Annotated in this window: 14 protein-coding genes; 11 read left to right on the top strand and 3 right to left on the bottom strand. The window is 73.0% G+C overall.

Annotation, left to right across the window (positions count from 1 at the left end; translation table 11 throughout):
• Nucleotides 1-58 precede the first annotated feature (58 nt).
• From ABEA43_RS35140 to ABEA43_RS35115, 6 genes are all read left to right on the top strand, one after another.
• Nucleotides 59-721 (top strand): class I SAM-dependent methyltransferase, encoded by a 663-nt coding sequence (locus ABEA43_RS35140; RefSeq protein WP_345568700.1) that lies wholly within the window; start codon nucleotides 59-61, stop codon nucleotides 719-721.
• A 41-nt stretch (nucleotides 722-762) separates the two neighbouring features.
• Nucleotides 763-3,906 carry an ATP-binding protein gene (locus ABEA43_RS35135; RefSeq protein WP_345568699.1) on the top strand — a complete coding sequence of 1,048 codons (3,144 nt, stop codon included), beginning with the start codon at nucleotides 763-765 and terminating at the stop codon, nucleotides 3,904-3,906.
• A 102-nt stretch (nucleotides 3,907-4,008) separates the two neighbouring features.
• Nucleotides 4,009-4,227 (top strand): hypothetical protein, encoded by a 219-nt coding sequence (locus ABEA43_RS35130; RefSeq protein WP_345568698.1) that lies wholly within the window; start codon nucleotides 4,009-4,011, stop codon nucleotides 4,225-4,227.
• A gap of 10 nt (nucleotides 4,228-4,237) precedes the next feature.
• Nucleotides 4,238-4,612, top strand: coding sequence for a BlaI/MecI/CopY family transcriptional regulator (locus tag ABEA43_RS35125; protein WP_345568697.1), 375 nt, complete (start codon nucleotides 4,238-4,240; stop codon nucleotides 4,610-4,612).
• A complete protein-coding gene (locus tag ABEA43_RS35120; RefSeq protein ID WP_345568695.1) occupies nucleotides 4,609-5,559 on the top strand; it encodes a M56 family metallopeptidase in 951 nt (316 codons plus the stop codon). Before ABEA43_RS35125 ends, ABEA43_RS35120 begins: the two co-directional genes overlap by 4 nt.
• Before the next feature lie 83 nt (nucleotides 5,560-5,642).
• Nucleotides 5,643-6,104 (top strand): DUF4396 domain-containing protein, encoded by a 462-nt coding sequence (locus ABEA43_RS35115; RefSeq protein ID WP_345568693.1) that lies wholly within the window; start codon nucleotides 5,643-5,645, stop codon nucleotides 6,102-6,104.
• Between the two features lie 21 nt (nucleotides 6,105-6,125).
• On the opposite strand, the gene ABEA43_RS35110 is transcribed toward ABEA43_RS35115, so the two are convergent.
• Nucleotides 6,126-6,830: a hypothetical protein gene (locus ABEA43_RS35110; protein WP_345568691.1), complete on the bottom strand. Its 705-nt coding sequence runs from the start codon at nucleotides 6,828-6,830 to the stop codon at nucleotides 6,126-6,128.
• Nucleotides 6,831-7,030: 200 nt separating this feature from the next.
• On the opposite strand from ABEA43_RS35110, the gene ABEA43_RS35105 reads away from it, so the two are divergent.
• The 4 genes from ABEA43_RS35105 (at nucleotide 7,031) to ABEA43_RS35090 (ending at nucleotide 10,648) form a co-directional block, all read left to right on the top strand.
• Nucleotides 7,031-8,452 carry an MFS transporter gene (locus tag ABEA43_RS35105; RefSeq protein WP_345568690.1) on the top strand — a complete coding sequence of 474 codons (1,422 nt, stop codon included), beginning with the start codon at nucleotides 7,031-7,033 and terminating at the stop codon, nucleotides 8,450-8,452.
• An 87-nt stretch (nucleotides 8,453-8,539) separates the two neighbouring features.
• Nucleotides 8,540-9,292 carry an MBL fold metallo-hydrolase gene (locus ABEA43_RS35100; protein ID WP_345568688.1) on the top strand — a complete coding sequence of 251 codons (753 nt, stop codon included), beginning with the start codon at nucleotides 8,540-8,542 and terminating at the stop codon, nucleotides 9,290-9,292.
• A 43-nt stretch (nucleotides 9,293-9,335) separates the two neighbouring features.
• Nucleotides 9,336-9,743, top strand: a complete 408-nt coding sequence (locus ABEA43_RS35095) for a MerR family transcriptional regulator (protein ID WP_345568686.1) — start codon at nucleotides 9,336-9,338, stop codon at nucleotides 9,741-9,743.
• Between the two features lie 110 nt (nucleotides 9,744-9,853).
• Nucleotides 9,854-10,648, top strand: a complete 795-nt coding sequence (locus ABEA43_RS35090; protein WP_345568685.1) for a class I SAM-dependent methyltransferase — start codon at nucleotides 9,854-9,856, stop codon at nucleotides 10,646-10,648.
• Here the strand turns inward: ABEA43_RS35090 and ABEA43_RS35085 are convergent.
• Both ABEA43_RS35085 and ABEA43_RS35080 read right to left on the bottom strand, forming a co-directional pair.
• Nucleotides 10,632-12,338 (bottom strand): HAL/PAL/TAL family ammonia-lyase, encoded by a 1,707-nt coding sequence (locus tag ABEA43_RS35085; RefSeq protein ID WP_345568684.1) that lies wholly within the window; start codon nucleotides 12,336-12,338, stop codon nucleotides 10,632-10,634. The genes ABEA43_RS35090 and ABEA43_RS35085 overlap by 17 nt on opposite strands.
• A gap of 191 nt (nucleotides 12,339-12,529) precedes the next feature.
• Complete coding sequence (locus ABEA43_RS35080; protein WP_345568683.1) at nucleotides 12,530-13,285, bottom strand: SDR family NAD(P)-dependent oxidoreductase; 756 nt, start codon at nucleotides 13,283-13,285, stop codon at nucleotides 12,530-12,532.
• A 55-nt stretch (nucleotides 13,286-13,340) separates the two neighbouring features.
• Between ABEA43_RS35080 and ABEA43_RS35075 the strand changes: the two genes are divergently transcribed.
• Nucleotides 13,341-13,694, top strand: a complete 354-nt coding sequence (locus ABEA43_RS35075) for an ArsR/SmtB family transcription factor (protein ID WP_345568682.1) — start codon at nucleotides 13,341-13,343, stop codon at nucleotides 13,692-13,694.
• The last annotated feature ends 204 nt before the right edge of the window (nucleotides 13,695-13,898 follow it).

Raw genomic sequence — 13,898 nt, 5'->3', positions numbered from 1 at the left:
CCATTATGAACGGATTATTCGTTAACGAACACCTTGTTCAGCATCAGAGGAGAGATCCATGGGACTCGGAAAGCTGCTGCACAACCACGCCGATCACGCGGAACACGACCATGCCGACGCGGGCGGCACCATCGACTACCCCCGGGCCTACGAGCTCTTCGTCTCCATCGCCTTCGCCGGAGGCCGTCGCGCCGCCTTCACCCGCCTGGCCGCCGCCGGCCGGCCGCGAGCGGGCGACCGCGTGCTGGACGTCGGCTGCGGCACCGGCTACCTCAGCCGCATCCTCTCCAGGGCCGTCACCGCCGACGGCCACGTCACGGGCCTCGACCCGTCCCCGGCGATGATCGGTTATGCCACCCGGCACGCCCCGTCCAACTGCACGTACGTGCTCAGCGAGGGCCAGGCGCCGCCGTTTCCCGACGGCTCGTTCGACCTGGTGGTCTCCAGCCTCGCCGTGCACCACATCCCGGCCGATGCCCGGCCTGAGGCGCTGCGCCAGATGTTCCGGGTGCTGCGTCCCGGCGGCCGGCTGCTCATCGGCGAGTTCCGCCCGCCGCGCAACCACCTGGCCCAGGGCCTCATCGGGCTGTTCACCGGCCCCGCCATGCGGCACAGCCCCCGCGACCTGCTCGGCACCATGATCCCCGACGCCGGTTTCCAGGTGGAGTCCGAAGGCGAGCTGCCCTACCTGCTGTACTACGTCCACGCCACCAGGCCGTAGGAACGTTAGATCGTCGGTGGCGGGCATGGCACGCTGTCAGCGTGCGAATTGTCTTGCTCGGCCCGGTTCAGGTCTACGGCGACGACGCGCGGCCGGTCGGCATCGCCGGCGCCCGGTTGCGGATGCTGCTGGCCAGGCTCGCCCTGGAGGCGGGCCGTCCGGTGTCCGCCGACGCCCTCTTCGACGACCTGTGGGGCGCGGAGGCGCCGTCCGGGGCGGCGGCCGCGTTGCAGGGGCTGGTGTCGCGGCTGCGCAAATCCCTGGCAGGGGCCGGGACGGTGGAGCTGGTGGCGGGCGGCTACCGGGTGCCGGTGGGGCCCGGGGACGTGGACGTCCACCGGTTCGAGGAGCTCGCCGGGCGGGGCAGGCGGGAGCTGGCGGCGGGCCGGTTCCAGGAGGCGGCCGCGCTGAGCGCTGCGGCCCTCGACCTGTGGCAGGGCTCGGCGCTGGCGGACGTGCTGGAGGCGCCGTTCGCGCGCAACGCCGCCACGCGGCTGGACGAGCTGCGGGTGGCGGCGACGGAAGACCGGTTCGACGCCGAGCTGCGGCTGGGCCGGCACGCCGAGGCGCTGGCGGATCTCGGCCAGGCGGCCGCCGCGCATCCGCTCCGCGAGCGGCTGGCCGAGCTGCGGATGCGCGCCCTCTCCGCGGCGGGCCGCCAGTCGGAGGCGCTGGCGGCGTACGAGGAGATCCGCGGCAGACTGAGCGAGGAGCTCGGCGTCGACCCGTCACCCGAGCTGCGAGAGGTCCATCTCGCGCTGCTCCGCGGCGAGCTCGACCGGCCGGTCGCGCAGCCGGAGGCGGCGGCGAGCCGGCTCCCCGCGCGGCTGACCAGCTTCATCGGCAGGGAGAACGAGCTGGACCAGCTCGCCGGGCTGCTGGCCGCCGCCCGGCTGGTCACGATCGTCGGGCCGGGCGGCGCGGGCAAGACGCGGCTGTCGCTGGAGGCGGCGACCCGCGACCGGGCCTATCAGCGCGGCCGGGTCTGGTTCGTGCCGCTGGCCGGCGCCGGCGCGCCGGACCAGCTCGCCGACGCGGTGCTCGGCGCGCTCGGCGGCCGGTTCGGCGGGCAGCCGCAGGCCGATCCCGTGGAGCTGATGGCCGAGCGGCTCGACGTCGGCGACGCCGTCCTGGTGCTGGACAACTGCGAGCACCTGGTCGAGGCGGCGGCGGAGCTGGCCGGCCGGTTGCTGGAACGGCTGCCGCAGCTCAGGATCCTGGCCACCAGCAGGGAGCCGCTGGCGATCACCGGGGAGTCGCTGTGCCACCTCGGCCCGCTGGAGGTGCCCGCGGGCGAGCCGGAGCTCGCGGAGGCGGCCGCGGCGGGCGCGGTGCGCCTGTTCGCCGACCGGGCGGCGAGCGTCCGGCCGGGTTTCACGCTCGACGACTCCACGGTGGAGGCCGTGGTGGAGATCTGCCGGGGGCTCGACGGCATGCCGCTGGCCCTGGAGCTGGCCGCGGCCAAGCTGCGCTCGATGAGCGTGGCGCAGATCGCGCGCCGGCTGGACGACCGGTTCCGGTTGCTGACCTCGGGGAGCAGGAACGCGTTGCCGCGTCAGCGCACGCTGCTGGCCATGGTCGAGTGGAGCTGGGATCTGCTGGACGAGCCGGAGCGGGTGCTGGCGCGCCGGCTGTCGGCGTTCCCGGGAGGGGCGAGTCTGGCCGCGTTGGAGGCGGTCTGCGCGGATGAATCCCTTCCGGCGGACGACGTCCTGTACGTGGCCGGCGCCCTCGTCGAGAAGTCCATCGTCCAGCAGGCCGGCGACCGCTACCGCATGCTGGAGACCATCAGGGCGTACGCGGCCGCCCGGCTCACCGCGTCGGGCGACGACGTCTCCGCGCGTTTCACCGGCTATTTCCTGGCGCTGGCCGAGGAGCACGAGCCGCTGCTGCGTACCAGAGACCAGCTCCGCGCGCTGGACGTCTTCGACGCCGAGTACGACAACCTGGCCCTGGGGCTGCGGACGGCCATGGACGCCGGGGACGCGCCGACGGCGGCCAGGTTCGTCAGGTCGCTGCTCTGGCACTGGGGGCTCAGAGGCATGACCACCCAGTACGCGAGCGCGGTGGCCGAGGTCCTCGCGTTCGGCGACGCGCTCCCCCGGCACGTGCGCGCCGCCTTCGGCGTGGTGCAGGGCGCGGCCGGCCCGCTGCTGGCCGGCGACCGGAGCATGGAGGAGAGCTCGGCGGCGACGCTGGCCTACCATCCGTCGGTGCCGATGCTGCGGATGGTGCAACTGGCGTCCGAGGCGGCCGATTCCGACCTCGTCCAGGCCGAGGTGCGGCAGGCGTTGAGCTCCCCCGATCCGTGGGTGCGGGCCAGCGTGCTCTGGACACGGGACCACGTACGGGTGGAACAGGGCGACCTGCTGACCGGCACCGAGGCCCGCCAGGAGGCGCTGCGCGGCTTCGAGACGGTCGGCGACCGCTGGGGCCTGGTGATGAGCCTGCTCCGCATCAGCCGCGACCACTCCCTGCGGGCCGAGCACGACCAGGCCGTCGCCGTCGCGGAGCGGGCCGTCGCGGTCGGCTCCGAGCTCGGCACGGAGATGCACCTCTACTGGACCAAGACCAGGCTCGCCAGGGAGCGGATGAACGCCGGGGACCTGGAGGGCGCCCTGCGCGACATCCACGCCGCCCTGCACCTGGCCAAGCAGCGGGGTCACCGGCGGATCGAGACGAACATGCGGGCGTCCCTGTCCGTCGCGCACCGCCTCGCGAAGGACCTGGAGCGGGCCGACGAGGAGCTGGACAGGATGGAGGCGCTGGCCCGGCGGCTGCCGTCCGCCGAAGGGCTGCCCAGCGACGCGATCGCCGGCTTCAGGATGGCCAACCGGCTGGCCGCGGGGGCGGCGGGGGCGGCTCGCGCGCTGCTGCCGCACGTCGTCCGGGTGACGTTCGCCCAAGGCGATGCGGACGGCCTGGCCTGGACGGCGGAGCTGCTGGCCGGGCTGCTGGCGCTGGAGGACGATCCGGCCGGCGCGGCCGCGGCGCTGGGGATGAGCGCGGTGGTGCGCGGCCTGCTCGACGAGGGCGACCCCGAGCTGCGTACGCTGATCGCCGTTCTGACGGAACGGCTCGGCGAGGACGGCTACCGTGCGGCCTATCGCGCGGGCGCGGAGCTGCCGCGACAGGACGCCCTCGACCGGCTGGCCGCGCTCGGCGACCCACCGGCCACACCGTGAAGCCGCGCGGCCGGATGACGCGCCTGAGGACGGTCCTGGCGCTGACCGTGGTGATCCTGGCCGCGCAGGAGACGCCTGGCCGCGCAGGAGACGCTGCTCTGCGTGGCGCTGGTGACCTGGTCCGGCGTGACGGCGCCGGAAGCCGCGTGGATCGGGCTGTGGGGCCACGCGTGGCTGCTCATCCCCCTCCTGGTCGTCGTGCTGTCCGTACGGCCGCCCGGCTCCGGCGTTGAGGATCCGACCTCCGCGGTGAGGCACCTGGCGACCAGCGCGGCCCCGCCGCCTGGACGGGCCAGTCGAGGCATCTACGATCGCCGGTAGGATTGCCGCCATGATGCGCGGTCTCGGCGAGCTCGAATCCACGATCATGGACCGGATGTGGGCCAGGCGGCGCCCGGCCTCCGTCCGTGACGTGTTCGAGGACCTCCGGCAGGAGCGGGCGATCGCCTACACCACGGTGATGACCGTCATGGACAAGCTACACACCAAGGGCCTGCTCAAGCGTCAGCCGGTCGGCAGGGCCTACGTCTACGAGCCGGTGGCCTCGAAGGAGGCCTACACCGCCGACCTGATGCGCAGCGCGCTGGCGGGCAGCGGCAACCAGGCCGCCACGCTCGTCCACTTCATCGAACGGCTCACGCCGGAGGAGGCCACGGCCCTGGAGGCGGCGTTGCAGGTGTTCCCGCACAAGGGCGGCGCGGCATGATCGCCGCCCTCGTGCTGGTGCTCTACACGATCGTGGCCGCGATCTGGCTGCCCGCGCTCGGGCGGCGGGCCGCGCACCGGGCCGACCGGGCGCCACGGCTGGCGATCGCCGTCTGGCAGGCGGCGGCCGCCTCGGTGGTCGCCTCCGCCGTGCTGGCCGCGCTGGCCTTCGCCGTGCCCGCCGAGGTCGTGGGACACGGCCTGGCCGGGTTGTTCGAGGTCTGCGCCGACATGCTGAGCGACGGCTCGGGGCTGACTCCGGCGGGTGCGGCAGCGCTGCTGGCGGCCGGCTCGGTGGCGGCCAGAGCGGTCTACTGCGGCGCGGCCGTGCTGTTCAGGGCCGGCCGCGAGCGACGCGCGCACGCCGCGCTGCTCAGCCTGCTCGGCCGGCGTGACACCGAGCTGGGCGCGGTCGTGATCGACCACCACGAGCGGCTGGCCTACTGCGTGCCGGGCCGGCACGCCCAGACGGTCATCACCACGGGCGCGCTGAGCACGCTGGCTCCCGAGCAGGTCGCCGCGGTGCTGGCGCACGAGCAGGCCCATCTCCGCGGCCGCCATCACCTCGTGCTCGCCGCCGCCGAGGCCCTGGCCAGGGCGTTTCCTGGGGTGCCACTGTTCGGGCAGGCCAGGACGGAGATCGCCCGGCTGGTCGAGCTGCTGGCCGACGACGTGGCAGCCCGCCGCCATCCGCGCGTGCAGATCGCCGCCGCGCTGGTCCGGCTGGCCACCGGGCACGCGCCCGCGTTCACGCTCGGCGCGGGCGGGGAGACGGCGCTCTCCCGCGTGCGGCGAATGCTCAACCCGGAGGCCCCGCTCGGGCGGCGCGAGCGGCTGACCGGGCTGCTGGCGGTCGCCGCGCTGCTGAGCGGCCCGGCCGCGGTCGCCCTGGTGCCGGGCCTCAGCTCGTTCCTGGCCCACCACTGCCACTCGCTCTTCACCTTCTGACCTACTACTGCTTATAGTATCCAGCGCGGACTCGTCTATGCTTGATACCCCGTACCCGTATAATGTTTCTGAGGAGCGTCATCATGGATCACAGCAGTCACCACGCCACCTGGCGGACGGCGGCGCAGGCGACCCTGCACTGCCTGACCGGATGTGCCATCGGCGAGGTGCTGGGCATGGTCATCGGGACGGCCGCCGGGCTGTCCAGCGTCGCCACGGTGGTGCTGGCCGTGGCGCTGGCCTTCGTGTTCGGCTATGCGCTGACGATGCGCGGGGTGCTGCGCGCCGGTGTGGACTTCCGCACCGCGTTGAAGGTCGCGCTGGCCGCCGACACCGTGTCCATCGCGGTGATGGAGATCCTGGACAACGCGGTGATGCTGACCGTGCCAGGAGCGATGGACGCCGGGCTGACGAGCTGGCTGTTCTGGTCCGCGCTGGCCGGGTCGCTGCTGGTGGCGTTCGTGCTGACGACGCCGGTGAACAAGTGGCTGATCTCCCGGGGCAAGGGGCATGCGGTGACGCATCAGTATCACCACGGCCACTGACCCGCTCCAGGCGGGCGGCGATCAGTGCGCGTGGGCCGCGCCGCCGCCCGGCCGCCCGGCACCGGCCTGGGCGGTGAAGGCCGCGGTGCGGACCTTGCCCGCGTGCTGGAAGTCCAGGAACAGCCGGTAGTCGCCGCCGCTCGGCACCTCCGCGTGGAAGGTGATCTCCGGCCCCGCCTGGTCGCTCTCTTCCGGGTGCACGTGCAGGTAGGCGAGGTCGCCGGCGCGCAGGGCGACCAGATGCCCGTACGCGCCCAGGTACGGCTGCAGGTCCGCGACCGGCCGGCCGTCCTTGCCCACGGTGAGCGTGAGCGGCCCGGCCTGTCCGGCCACCAGGTCACCGGCCAGGGAGACGGTGTAGCCGTCCACCTCGGCCGTACGCCGGACCTCCGGCAGGGCCTTCGGCGCGTGGTCGCCGGCGACCAGCAGGTCGGCGCCCAGCGTCAGGCCGCCGCCCCCGATCGGGGCGAAGTCGGCGAAGGCCCGGTAGGCGCCCGGGTCGCCCAGGGTCAGCCGTACCGACCAGACACCGTCGCCGCCGAGCTCCGGGTGCAGGTGCTGGAACGTCGTCAGGTCCCGCGAGACGACGATGAAGTGCAGCTTCTTGTCGTGCTGAACCTGGTAACCGGTCACCGGCGCGCCGCCGGGGCCCGTCACGGTGAAGCGGAAGTCGGTGGCCTGGCCGGCCTCGACGGTGGTCAGCGGGTTGAGCGCGTAGTCGGACATCTGGTGCCCCCAGGCGGTATTGGATCGTCGTTTCCTTGGGAACGTACCATACCCCATAGGGGTATCCAAGTCGGATTTGACAGATACCCCCCGCCCGTATGTATGGTCTCGCCCCGTACCCCCTCCAGCGCACCGGCAGGGGGCTTCGCGAAAGCGCCATATACCCTACCCGGGTATGGCATAAAGCTTGGAGAGTGCTCATGTCCGCACCATCCCCCCGGCGATGGGCCGCCCTGGCCCTGATCGCCACCGCCCAGTTCATCGTCATCATGGACACGTCGATCATCGGCGTGGCCCTCCCCCGCATCCAGGAAGACCTCGGCTTCTCCCAGGAGAGCCTGTCCTGGGTCTTCAACGCCTATGTCGTCGCGTTCGGCGGGCTCCTGCTGCTCGGCGGACGCCTGTCCGACCTGTTCGGCGCACGCCGGCTGTTCGGCGCGGGCTGGCTCATCCTGCTCGCCGGCTCGCTCGTCGCCGGCATCGCCCCCGAGGTGTGGATCGAGCTCGCCGGCCGCGCCGTACAGGGCGTCGGCGCCGCCCTGATCGCGCCGTCCGCCCTCACCCTGCTGATGATGCTCTTCGGCCACGACCCGAAGGAGCTCACCAAGGCCCTCGCCCTGTACGGCGCCGCGGCCCCGGCGGGCGGCACCGCCGGCGTGTTCCTCGGCGGCGTCATCACCGAATACCTGAGCTGGCCCTGGGTCTTCTACATCAACATCCCCATCGCGCTCGCCGCGCTGCTGGCCACCGGTCCCCTGATGCCCGCCGCCCGGGCGCGGCGCGGCTCCGTCGACGTCGCCGGCGCGCTCACCGTCACCGGCGGACTCGGCGCCGCCGTCTACGCGATCGTCCGGGCGCCCGAGACCGGCTGGGGCTCCGCCGAGACCTGGCTCGTGCTGGCCGGGGCGGCGGCGCTGCTCGGCGCGTTCGTCGTCGTCCAGGCCCGTCGCCGTGAGCCGCTGATGCGGCTGTCGATCTTCCGCACCCCGGACCTCGCCGCCGCCAACCTCACCCAGCTGCTGCTCGGCGGCGCGTGGATCCCGATGTGGTTCTTCCTGAACCTGTACCTGCAGCAGGTGCTCGGCTTCAGCGCCTTCCCCAGCGGGGCCGCCCTGGTGCCGATGACCGTGCTCATCATGATCGGCATGGTCGTGCTCGCCCCGCGCGCCATCGGCCGGTTCGGCCCGAAGGCCGTCACGGTCGCCGGGCTGGTGCTGCTCGCCGCGGGGATGGGCTGGCTGTCGCTGATCAGCCCGGACGGCAGCTTCGCCGCCGACGTCCTGCCCGCCAGCCTGGTCGCCGCCCTGGGCATGTCGCTGGCCTTCATCCCGTCACTCGGCACGGCGATCTCCTCCGCCCGGCCCGAGGAGGGCGGCCTCGCCTCCGGCATCGTCAACACCGGCTACCAGGTCGGCAGCGCGCTCGGCCTGGCCGCGATGACCGCCGTCGCCACCGCCAACGGCGCCGGGCGGCTCGGCGACCTGCCCGCGCTGACCAGCGGCTTCTCCTCGGCGTTCGCCGGCGCCGCGGGCATCGCCGTCGCCGGCGCGCTGCTCGCCGCGCTGACGCTGCGCGCTCGCACGCCGGCCCGCGCCGAGGAGAGCGTCACCACCCGCACGTGACCGCCGGCCGCGCCCGGCTCCCGGACCGCTCCGGGAGCCGGGCGCACGCTTGACTTCATGTGTACGTGAACCCTCATCGTCGAGGACATGATCAACGCAACGATCGCCGTCACCCGAGTCGTCAACTCCTGCGTCCTTCTCGAACTGGACGGGCACGCGGTGCTCACCGACCCCTGGTTCACCGAACGATGGTGGCTGCGCCGCGGCGAGCCTCTGGGCCTGCGGATCGCCGAGCTGGGCCCGCTGACCGCCATCGTCGTCACCAACCTGGCGACCAACCATTGGGACCTGCGCGCGCTGCGCGCGTTCCCCGGCAAGGAGCACACCCCCCTGTACGTGCCCACGGCGGGGATGGCCCGCCGGGCCAGAGCGCTGGGCTTCCAGCGCGCCGAGCGGGTGCGCTGGGGGGACGCTCGCGAGATCGCGGCCGGCCTGTCGATGCGCGTGGTGCCTTCGGGGCGGACGCTGATGTGGCCCAACAACGCCTACGTCTTCGCCACGGCCGGCGGCCGGGTGTTCTTCGGCGGGGAGATGGGCGAGGTGGCCCCGCTGGAGCGGTACCGGGCCGAGCACTCGCCGGTGGACCTGACGCTGCTGCCGGTCAACGGCCTGCAGGCGCGTCTCGGCCCGCGTCTGGTGATGGACCCCGCCCGTGCCGTGGCCGGGGCGGCCGCTCTCGGGGCGCGGGTGCTGGTGCCCGTACACGATGCTCATGGGCACGATCCGCTCTCGGCGCTGTTCCGTACGAACGGCACCGCCGCGGACGCCGTGGCCCTGGCCGGACCGGACCTGCGGGTGGTGAGCCTGCCGACCGGCGAGCGCTGGCAGGCGGAAGGCTGATCGGGGCTGATCCGGGCAGGCCGGGCTGTGGGAGAGTCTGTGCGTGGCCGAGAGCAGCATGAACGCGGGCCTGACCATCGGTGAGCTGGCCGCCCGGTTCGGGCTGCCCGCGCACGTGCTGCGCCACTGGGAGAGCGCCGGCCTGCTGGCCCCGGCCAGGGACGGGAGCGGGCACCGCCGCTACGGCCCGGCCGACCTGCGGCGGGTCGCGATGATCCGGATGGGCAAGGAGGCCGGGCTGGGCCTGACCGCGCTCCGCCACCTGCTGTCCACGCCGGACCCGATGGACCACGCCGACCTGCTCGCCAGCCATGTCCGGGCGCTGGAGCAGCGCATCGCGCTGGCACAGGCGGCCAAGGAGCTGATCGAGCACGCCCTGGCCTGCCCGCTCAGCTTCGACGACTGCCCGCACGCCCGCGAGCAGATCGACGCGCGCATCCCCGGCGCCTGAACGAACCCGGCCTCCCGGACGCCCGCGCAGGTCATGGCCTCCTGACCCGCTGCGGCCGCACCGGAAATATGGTTGGGCCGCACCCAGGCGGGACCCTAAGCTCGACGGTCATGAGCGAGATCGACTACCTGGCCGTCAACCGCGCCAACTGGAACGACCGCGTGCCCATCCACGTCGCCAGCGACTTCTACGACGTCCCCGGCTTCAAGGCGGGCCGGGAGCCGCTGCGGGACTTCGAGATCGACGAGGTCGGCGACGTCACGGGCAAGTCGCTGGCTCATCTGCAGTGCCACTTCGGGCTCGACACCCTGGCCTGGGCCAGGCGCGGCGCGCAGGTCAGCGGCCTGGACCTGTCGGAGCGCGCCGTCGAGACCGCCACCGAGCTGGCGCAGGAGTGCGGGCTCGACGCGCGCTTCGTCGCCGCCGACGTCTACGACGCGCCCGCCGCGCTGGGCGGCGCCTACGACATCGTCTACACCGGCATCGGCGCGCTCGTCTGGCTGCCCGACATGCGGCGCTGGGCCGAGGTGGTCGCCGCCCTGCTCAAGCCGGGCGGCTTCCTGTATCTGTCGGAGTTCCACCCCTTCGCCGACACGCTGGACGAAGCCACCGCGTCGACCGTCACCTACGACTACTTCGCCCCCGGCCCGCAGGTCTGGGACGAGCCGCACACCTACACCGGCCCCGGCGAGCTGGCGAACAGCACCTCCGTGCAGTTCCAGCACCCGGTGGGCGAGGTGGTCTCCGCGCTGGCCGCGGCCGGGCTGCGGATCGACTTCCTGCACGAGCACGACCACACGCTCTTCCAGCGCTTCGCGAGCCTGGAGCACCGCGACGGGGGCTTCCGGCTGCCCGCGGGACGGCCGCGCATCCCGCTGATGTACTCGATCAAGGCCGTCCGGTGACCGCCGCGCGCCGCGCCGCCCCTCCGGTGACCGGCACGAGGCGCCGGTCGTGCACCAGGGTGACGGCCCGCTCCAGGTCGGGGGTCAGGTAACGGTCCTCGCCCAGCGGCGGGACGTACCTCCTGATCTCGGTCAGCAGGCTGCGCGTGACGGTGCCGAGCGACAGGCCGGACATCTTCTGCGCGATGAGGTCGATGCCCTGGGCCGACATGAGGTACTGGACGGCCAGCACGGCTTCGAGCCGGTCGAGGTTCTCGTGCAGGTTGCGGACCGAGGCCATGGCCATCGTGTTGTGGTCCTCCTGGCCGTCCTTGACCGGGCGGGACAGCGTGCCCGCCGGTGTGGCCCGTACCTGCATCTCCGGGACCAGCGCGGCCGCGACGGTCTGCATCTGGACCATCCCGGAGTTCATGCCGACCGTCCCGCCGGCGAGGTTGGCGGGCAGGCCGTAGCTCCACGTGGGCGACAGCAGCCGCCCGGACAGCTCCTGCGAGAGCACTCCGACGTCGGTGATCTCGGCGTTCAGCGAGTCGGCGACGTGGCCCATGACGGAGCCGTCCCAGTTGCCGCCCATGACGAACTCGTACCCGTTGCCGTTCTTGCGCTTGAAGACCAGCGGGTTGGAGGTGGAGGCGTTCGCCTCGCGCACCAGCGTCCTGCGGGCGTCGGCGAGCACCTGCCGCAGGCCGGCCATGATGTGCGGGGCCGCGCGTACCGACACCGCGTCCTGGACCCGCGGGTGGTAGTTGACCGGGTCCAGCCGCTTGCGGCCCTCTTCCGTCATCCAGCCGGAGCCCGCGACCATCGCGCGCAGCCGCGCGGCGACGGCGTCCTGCTCGGGGATGTGCCGTTCCCTGTGGGTACGCGCGTCGAGCGAGCTCCGCTCGGCCCTGGTCGCCTCCATGAACAGGGCGAAGGCCCCTTCCGCCTGGTCGGCGAGCACGGAGGCGCGGCGCACGGCGTCCATCAGCGTGGCGGCCAGGACGGTGCTGCCGCTGATGATCGGCAACGCCTCCCCCGCCTGGAGGGTGAAGCTCTGTGCGAGCCCGGCCTGCGGCAGGATCGCGGACGCGGGCCCCTCGGCGCCCTGGTAGCGCACGGGCGCGTTCTCGCCGATCGCCGCCAGGCCCGCCGCCGCCTGCGGCTGCAGGTCGCCGGTGCCCAGCGAGCCGATCTGCGGCATCCGGGGCACGACGCCCGCGTTGACCATGGCCAGCAGGCGTTCGGGCACCTCCGGCCGTACCCCGACCTTGCCCCTGGCCATCTGGTTCGCCTTGAGCACGAGGGCCAGCCTGACGACGTTGTCGGGCAGCGGCTCGCCGATGCCCGACGAGTGCGAACGCAGGACGTTGCGCTGGAACTGCTCGGCCTGCTCGGGCGAGAGCGGCCGGTCCTTCAGCGGGCCGAGCGCCTGGTTCCAGCCGTAGACCCGCTGACCGCTCAGGGCGGCGAGCGCTCCCCTGCGCGCCTCCACCATGTTCGCCCGCGCCCGTGGCGCGAGGCGGGCCGCGACGGGGCGGCCGTCGAGGATCGCGAACGCGTCCCTGACGGACAGCGAGGCGCCGTCCAGCGTCAGGTTCAGCGCCTGCTGCGGCACGGCGGGCGTGGGGCCGAGCCGCGGCAGGCCGGGCTCGGCGACCGCGGGTCCCGGTACGAGCAGGGCGGCCAGCAGGCCCGTGCCCGTCGCCATTCGTCCTACGTGGCTCATCAATCTGTCCCCCGGCGCGTTGAAACGAAGATCAAGACAGCTCCGTTTATAACCATCGGCCCAGGAAACGCCGGGGTGGCTCATCACCGGCGTGACAAGTGCTGACTCATCCTCGACTGGACGTTTGACCAGCGCTTACACCGCTATCAGCCTGCTGTCGGCGGCGGCGTGGATCAGGTGAGCTCCAGGCCGCCGTCGACGGTGAGGATCTGGCCGGTGATCCAGGTCGCGGCGGGGTCCGCGAGGTGGACGAGCCAGGCGGCCACCTCCTCGGGCGTGCCGCGGCGGCCGAGCGGGATGCGGGCGGCCTCGTCCTGTTCGATCTGCTGGACGACGGCCTCGGACAGTCCTGCCGCGGTCAGGGCCTCGCTGGCGGTGGGGCCGGGGGCCACGGCGTTGACGCGGATGCCGTCGGCGGCAAGCTCCAGCGCCCAGCTCCTGGTCAGCTGCTCGATCGCGGCCTTGGAGGCGGCGTAGTGGGCGGCGCCGGGCAGGGGGCGGTGACCGTACGTGCTGGAGACGTTGACGATCGTGCCCCGATGGGCGCGCAGGTACGGGAGCGCGGCCTGGGCGAGCAGGCTCGGCGCGGTGACGTTGAGCGCCAGCAGGTCGTTGACGCGGGTGGCGTCGGTGTCGGCCAGGGGCATGACGGCGGTGACGCCGGCGTTGTTGACCAGGACGTCCAGCCGCCCCCAGCGGCCGGCCGCCGCGTCGATCACCGCCTGGGGCGCGTCCGCCGCGGTGAGGTCGGCGGCCAGGACGGCGATGCCCGGGTGCTGGTCGGCGGTCTGCTGGAGGGCGTCAGGGCGGCGGCCGACGCCGAGGACGTGCGCTCCCGCGCGGGCGAAGGCGAGCGCGGCGGCGCGGCCGATGCCTGATCCGGCTCCGGTCACGATCACTACGCGGTCGTGCAGCCTGCTGTCGGGCATGACCCACCCCTCTCATTCGATGTTCGTGAAACATCGAACAAGCTACCATGGGGGAATGAAGCAGGCACATCACCCCGAAGTGGGCGAGATCGCATTGACGGGGGTCATGGCCGCGCTGAGCGATCCGATCCGGGTCGGGCTGATCCGCGTGCTGGCCGACGGGCGTGAGCACGGGTGGGGGGAGCTGCGGGCGCCGGTGGCGAAGTCGACGCTCAGCCACCATCTGCGGGTGCTGCGCGATGCGGGGCTGACGCGCACCCGGCAGGAGGGGACGCGGTGCTTCGTCGTCCTGCGGCGGGAGGATCTGCAGGCCCGCTTTCCCGGGCTGATGGACGTGGTGCTGGCCGCGGCCGAGGACGAGGACGTGGGCCGGCAGGTGAGCGTGCAGCCCGGCCCGGCATCCCCCTGAGACCCCCTGGGACCCCGCAGCGGCCGGATGGCCGCCGCAGGCAACCGCGGGGGCGGCGGACGGTAAACCCCTGGTCGAAATATCCCTTATGTCGGTTTTTCGGGGAAGCATCGGTATATACCGGGGGTTGGAGATGGATGAATGTCCGAATAGGGAGTGATCGAACGGGGGGATGTCATGTCGATCAAGCACTATTTCCCAGGC

This window comes from Nonomuraea rosea (genome assembly GCF_039539705.1).
Classification (GTDB): Bacteria; Actinomycetota; Actinomycetes; order Streptosporangiales; family Streptosporangiaceae; genus Nonomuraea; species Nonomuraea rosea.
The sequence above is the reverse complement of the archived record's forward strand: the minus strand, read 5'-3'. Positions and strand labels throughout refer to the sequence as shown.

What these genes read in the sequence shown, in the direction of transcription:
- ABEA43_RS35140 (WP_345568700.1), top strand. Translation starts at nt 59, where the DNA reads ATGGGACTCGGAAAGCTGCTGCACAACCACGCCGATCACGCGGAACAC.
- ABEA43_RS35125 (WP_345568697.1), top strand. Translation starts at nt 4,238, where the DNA reads ATGATGCGCGGTCTCGGCGAGCTCGAATCCACGATCATGGACCGGATG.
- ABEA43_RS35120 (WP_345568695.1), top strand. Translation starts at nt 4,609, where the DNA reads ATGATCGCCGCCCTCGTGCTGGTGCTCTACACGATCGTGGCCGCGATC.
- ABEA43_RS35115 (WP_345568693.1), top strand. Translation starts at nt 5,643, where the DNA reads ATGGATCACAGCAGTCACCACGCCACCTGGCGGACGGCGGCGCAGGCG.
- ABEA43_RS35110 (WP_345568691.1), bottom strand. Translation starts at nt 6,830, where the DNA reads ATGTCCGACTACGCGCTCAACCCGCTGACCACCGTCGAGGCCGGCCAG.
- ABEA43_RS35105 (WP_345568690.1), top strand. Translation starts at nt 7,031, where the DNA reads ATGTCCGCACCATCCCCCCGGCGATGGGCCGCCCTGGCCCTGATCGCC.
- ABEA43_RS35100 (WP_345568688.1), top strand. Translation starts at nt 8,540, where the DNA reads ATGATCAACGCAACGATCGCCGTCACCCGAGTCGTCAACTCCTGCGTC.
- ABEA43_RS35090 (WP_345568685.1), top strand. Translation starts at nt 9,854, where the DNA reads ATGAGCGAGATCGACTACCTGGCCGTCAACCGCGCCAACTGGAACGAC.
- ABEA43_RS35085 (WP_345568684.1), bottom strand. Translation starts at nt 12,338, where the DNA reads ATGGCGACGGGCACGGGCCTGCTGGCCGCCCTGCTCGTACCGGGACCC.
- ABEA43_RS35080 (WP_345568683.1), bottom strand. Translation starts at nt 13,285, where the DNA reads ATGCCCGACAGCAGGCTGCACGACCGCGTAGTGATCGTGACCGGAGCC.
- ABEA43_RS35075 (WP_345568682.1), top strand. Translation starts at nt 13,341, where the DNA reads ATGAAGCAGGCACATCACCCCGAAGTGGGCGAGATCGCATTGACGGGG.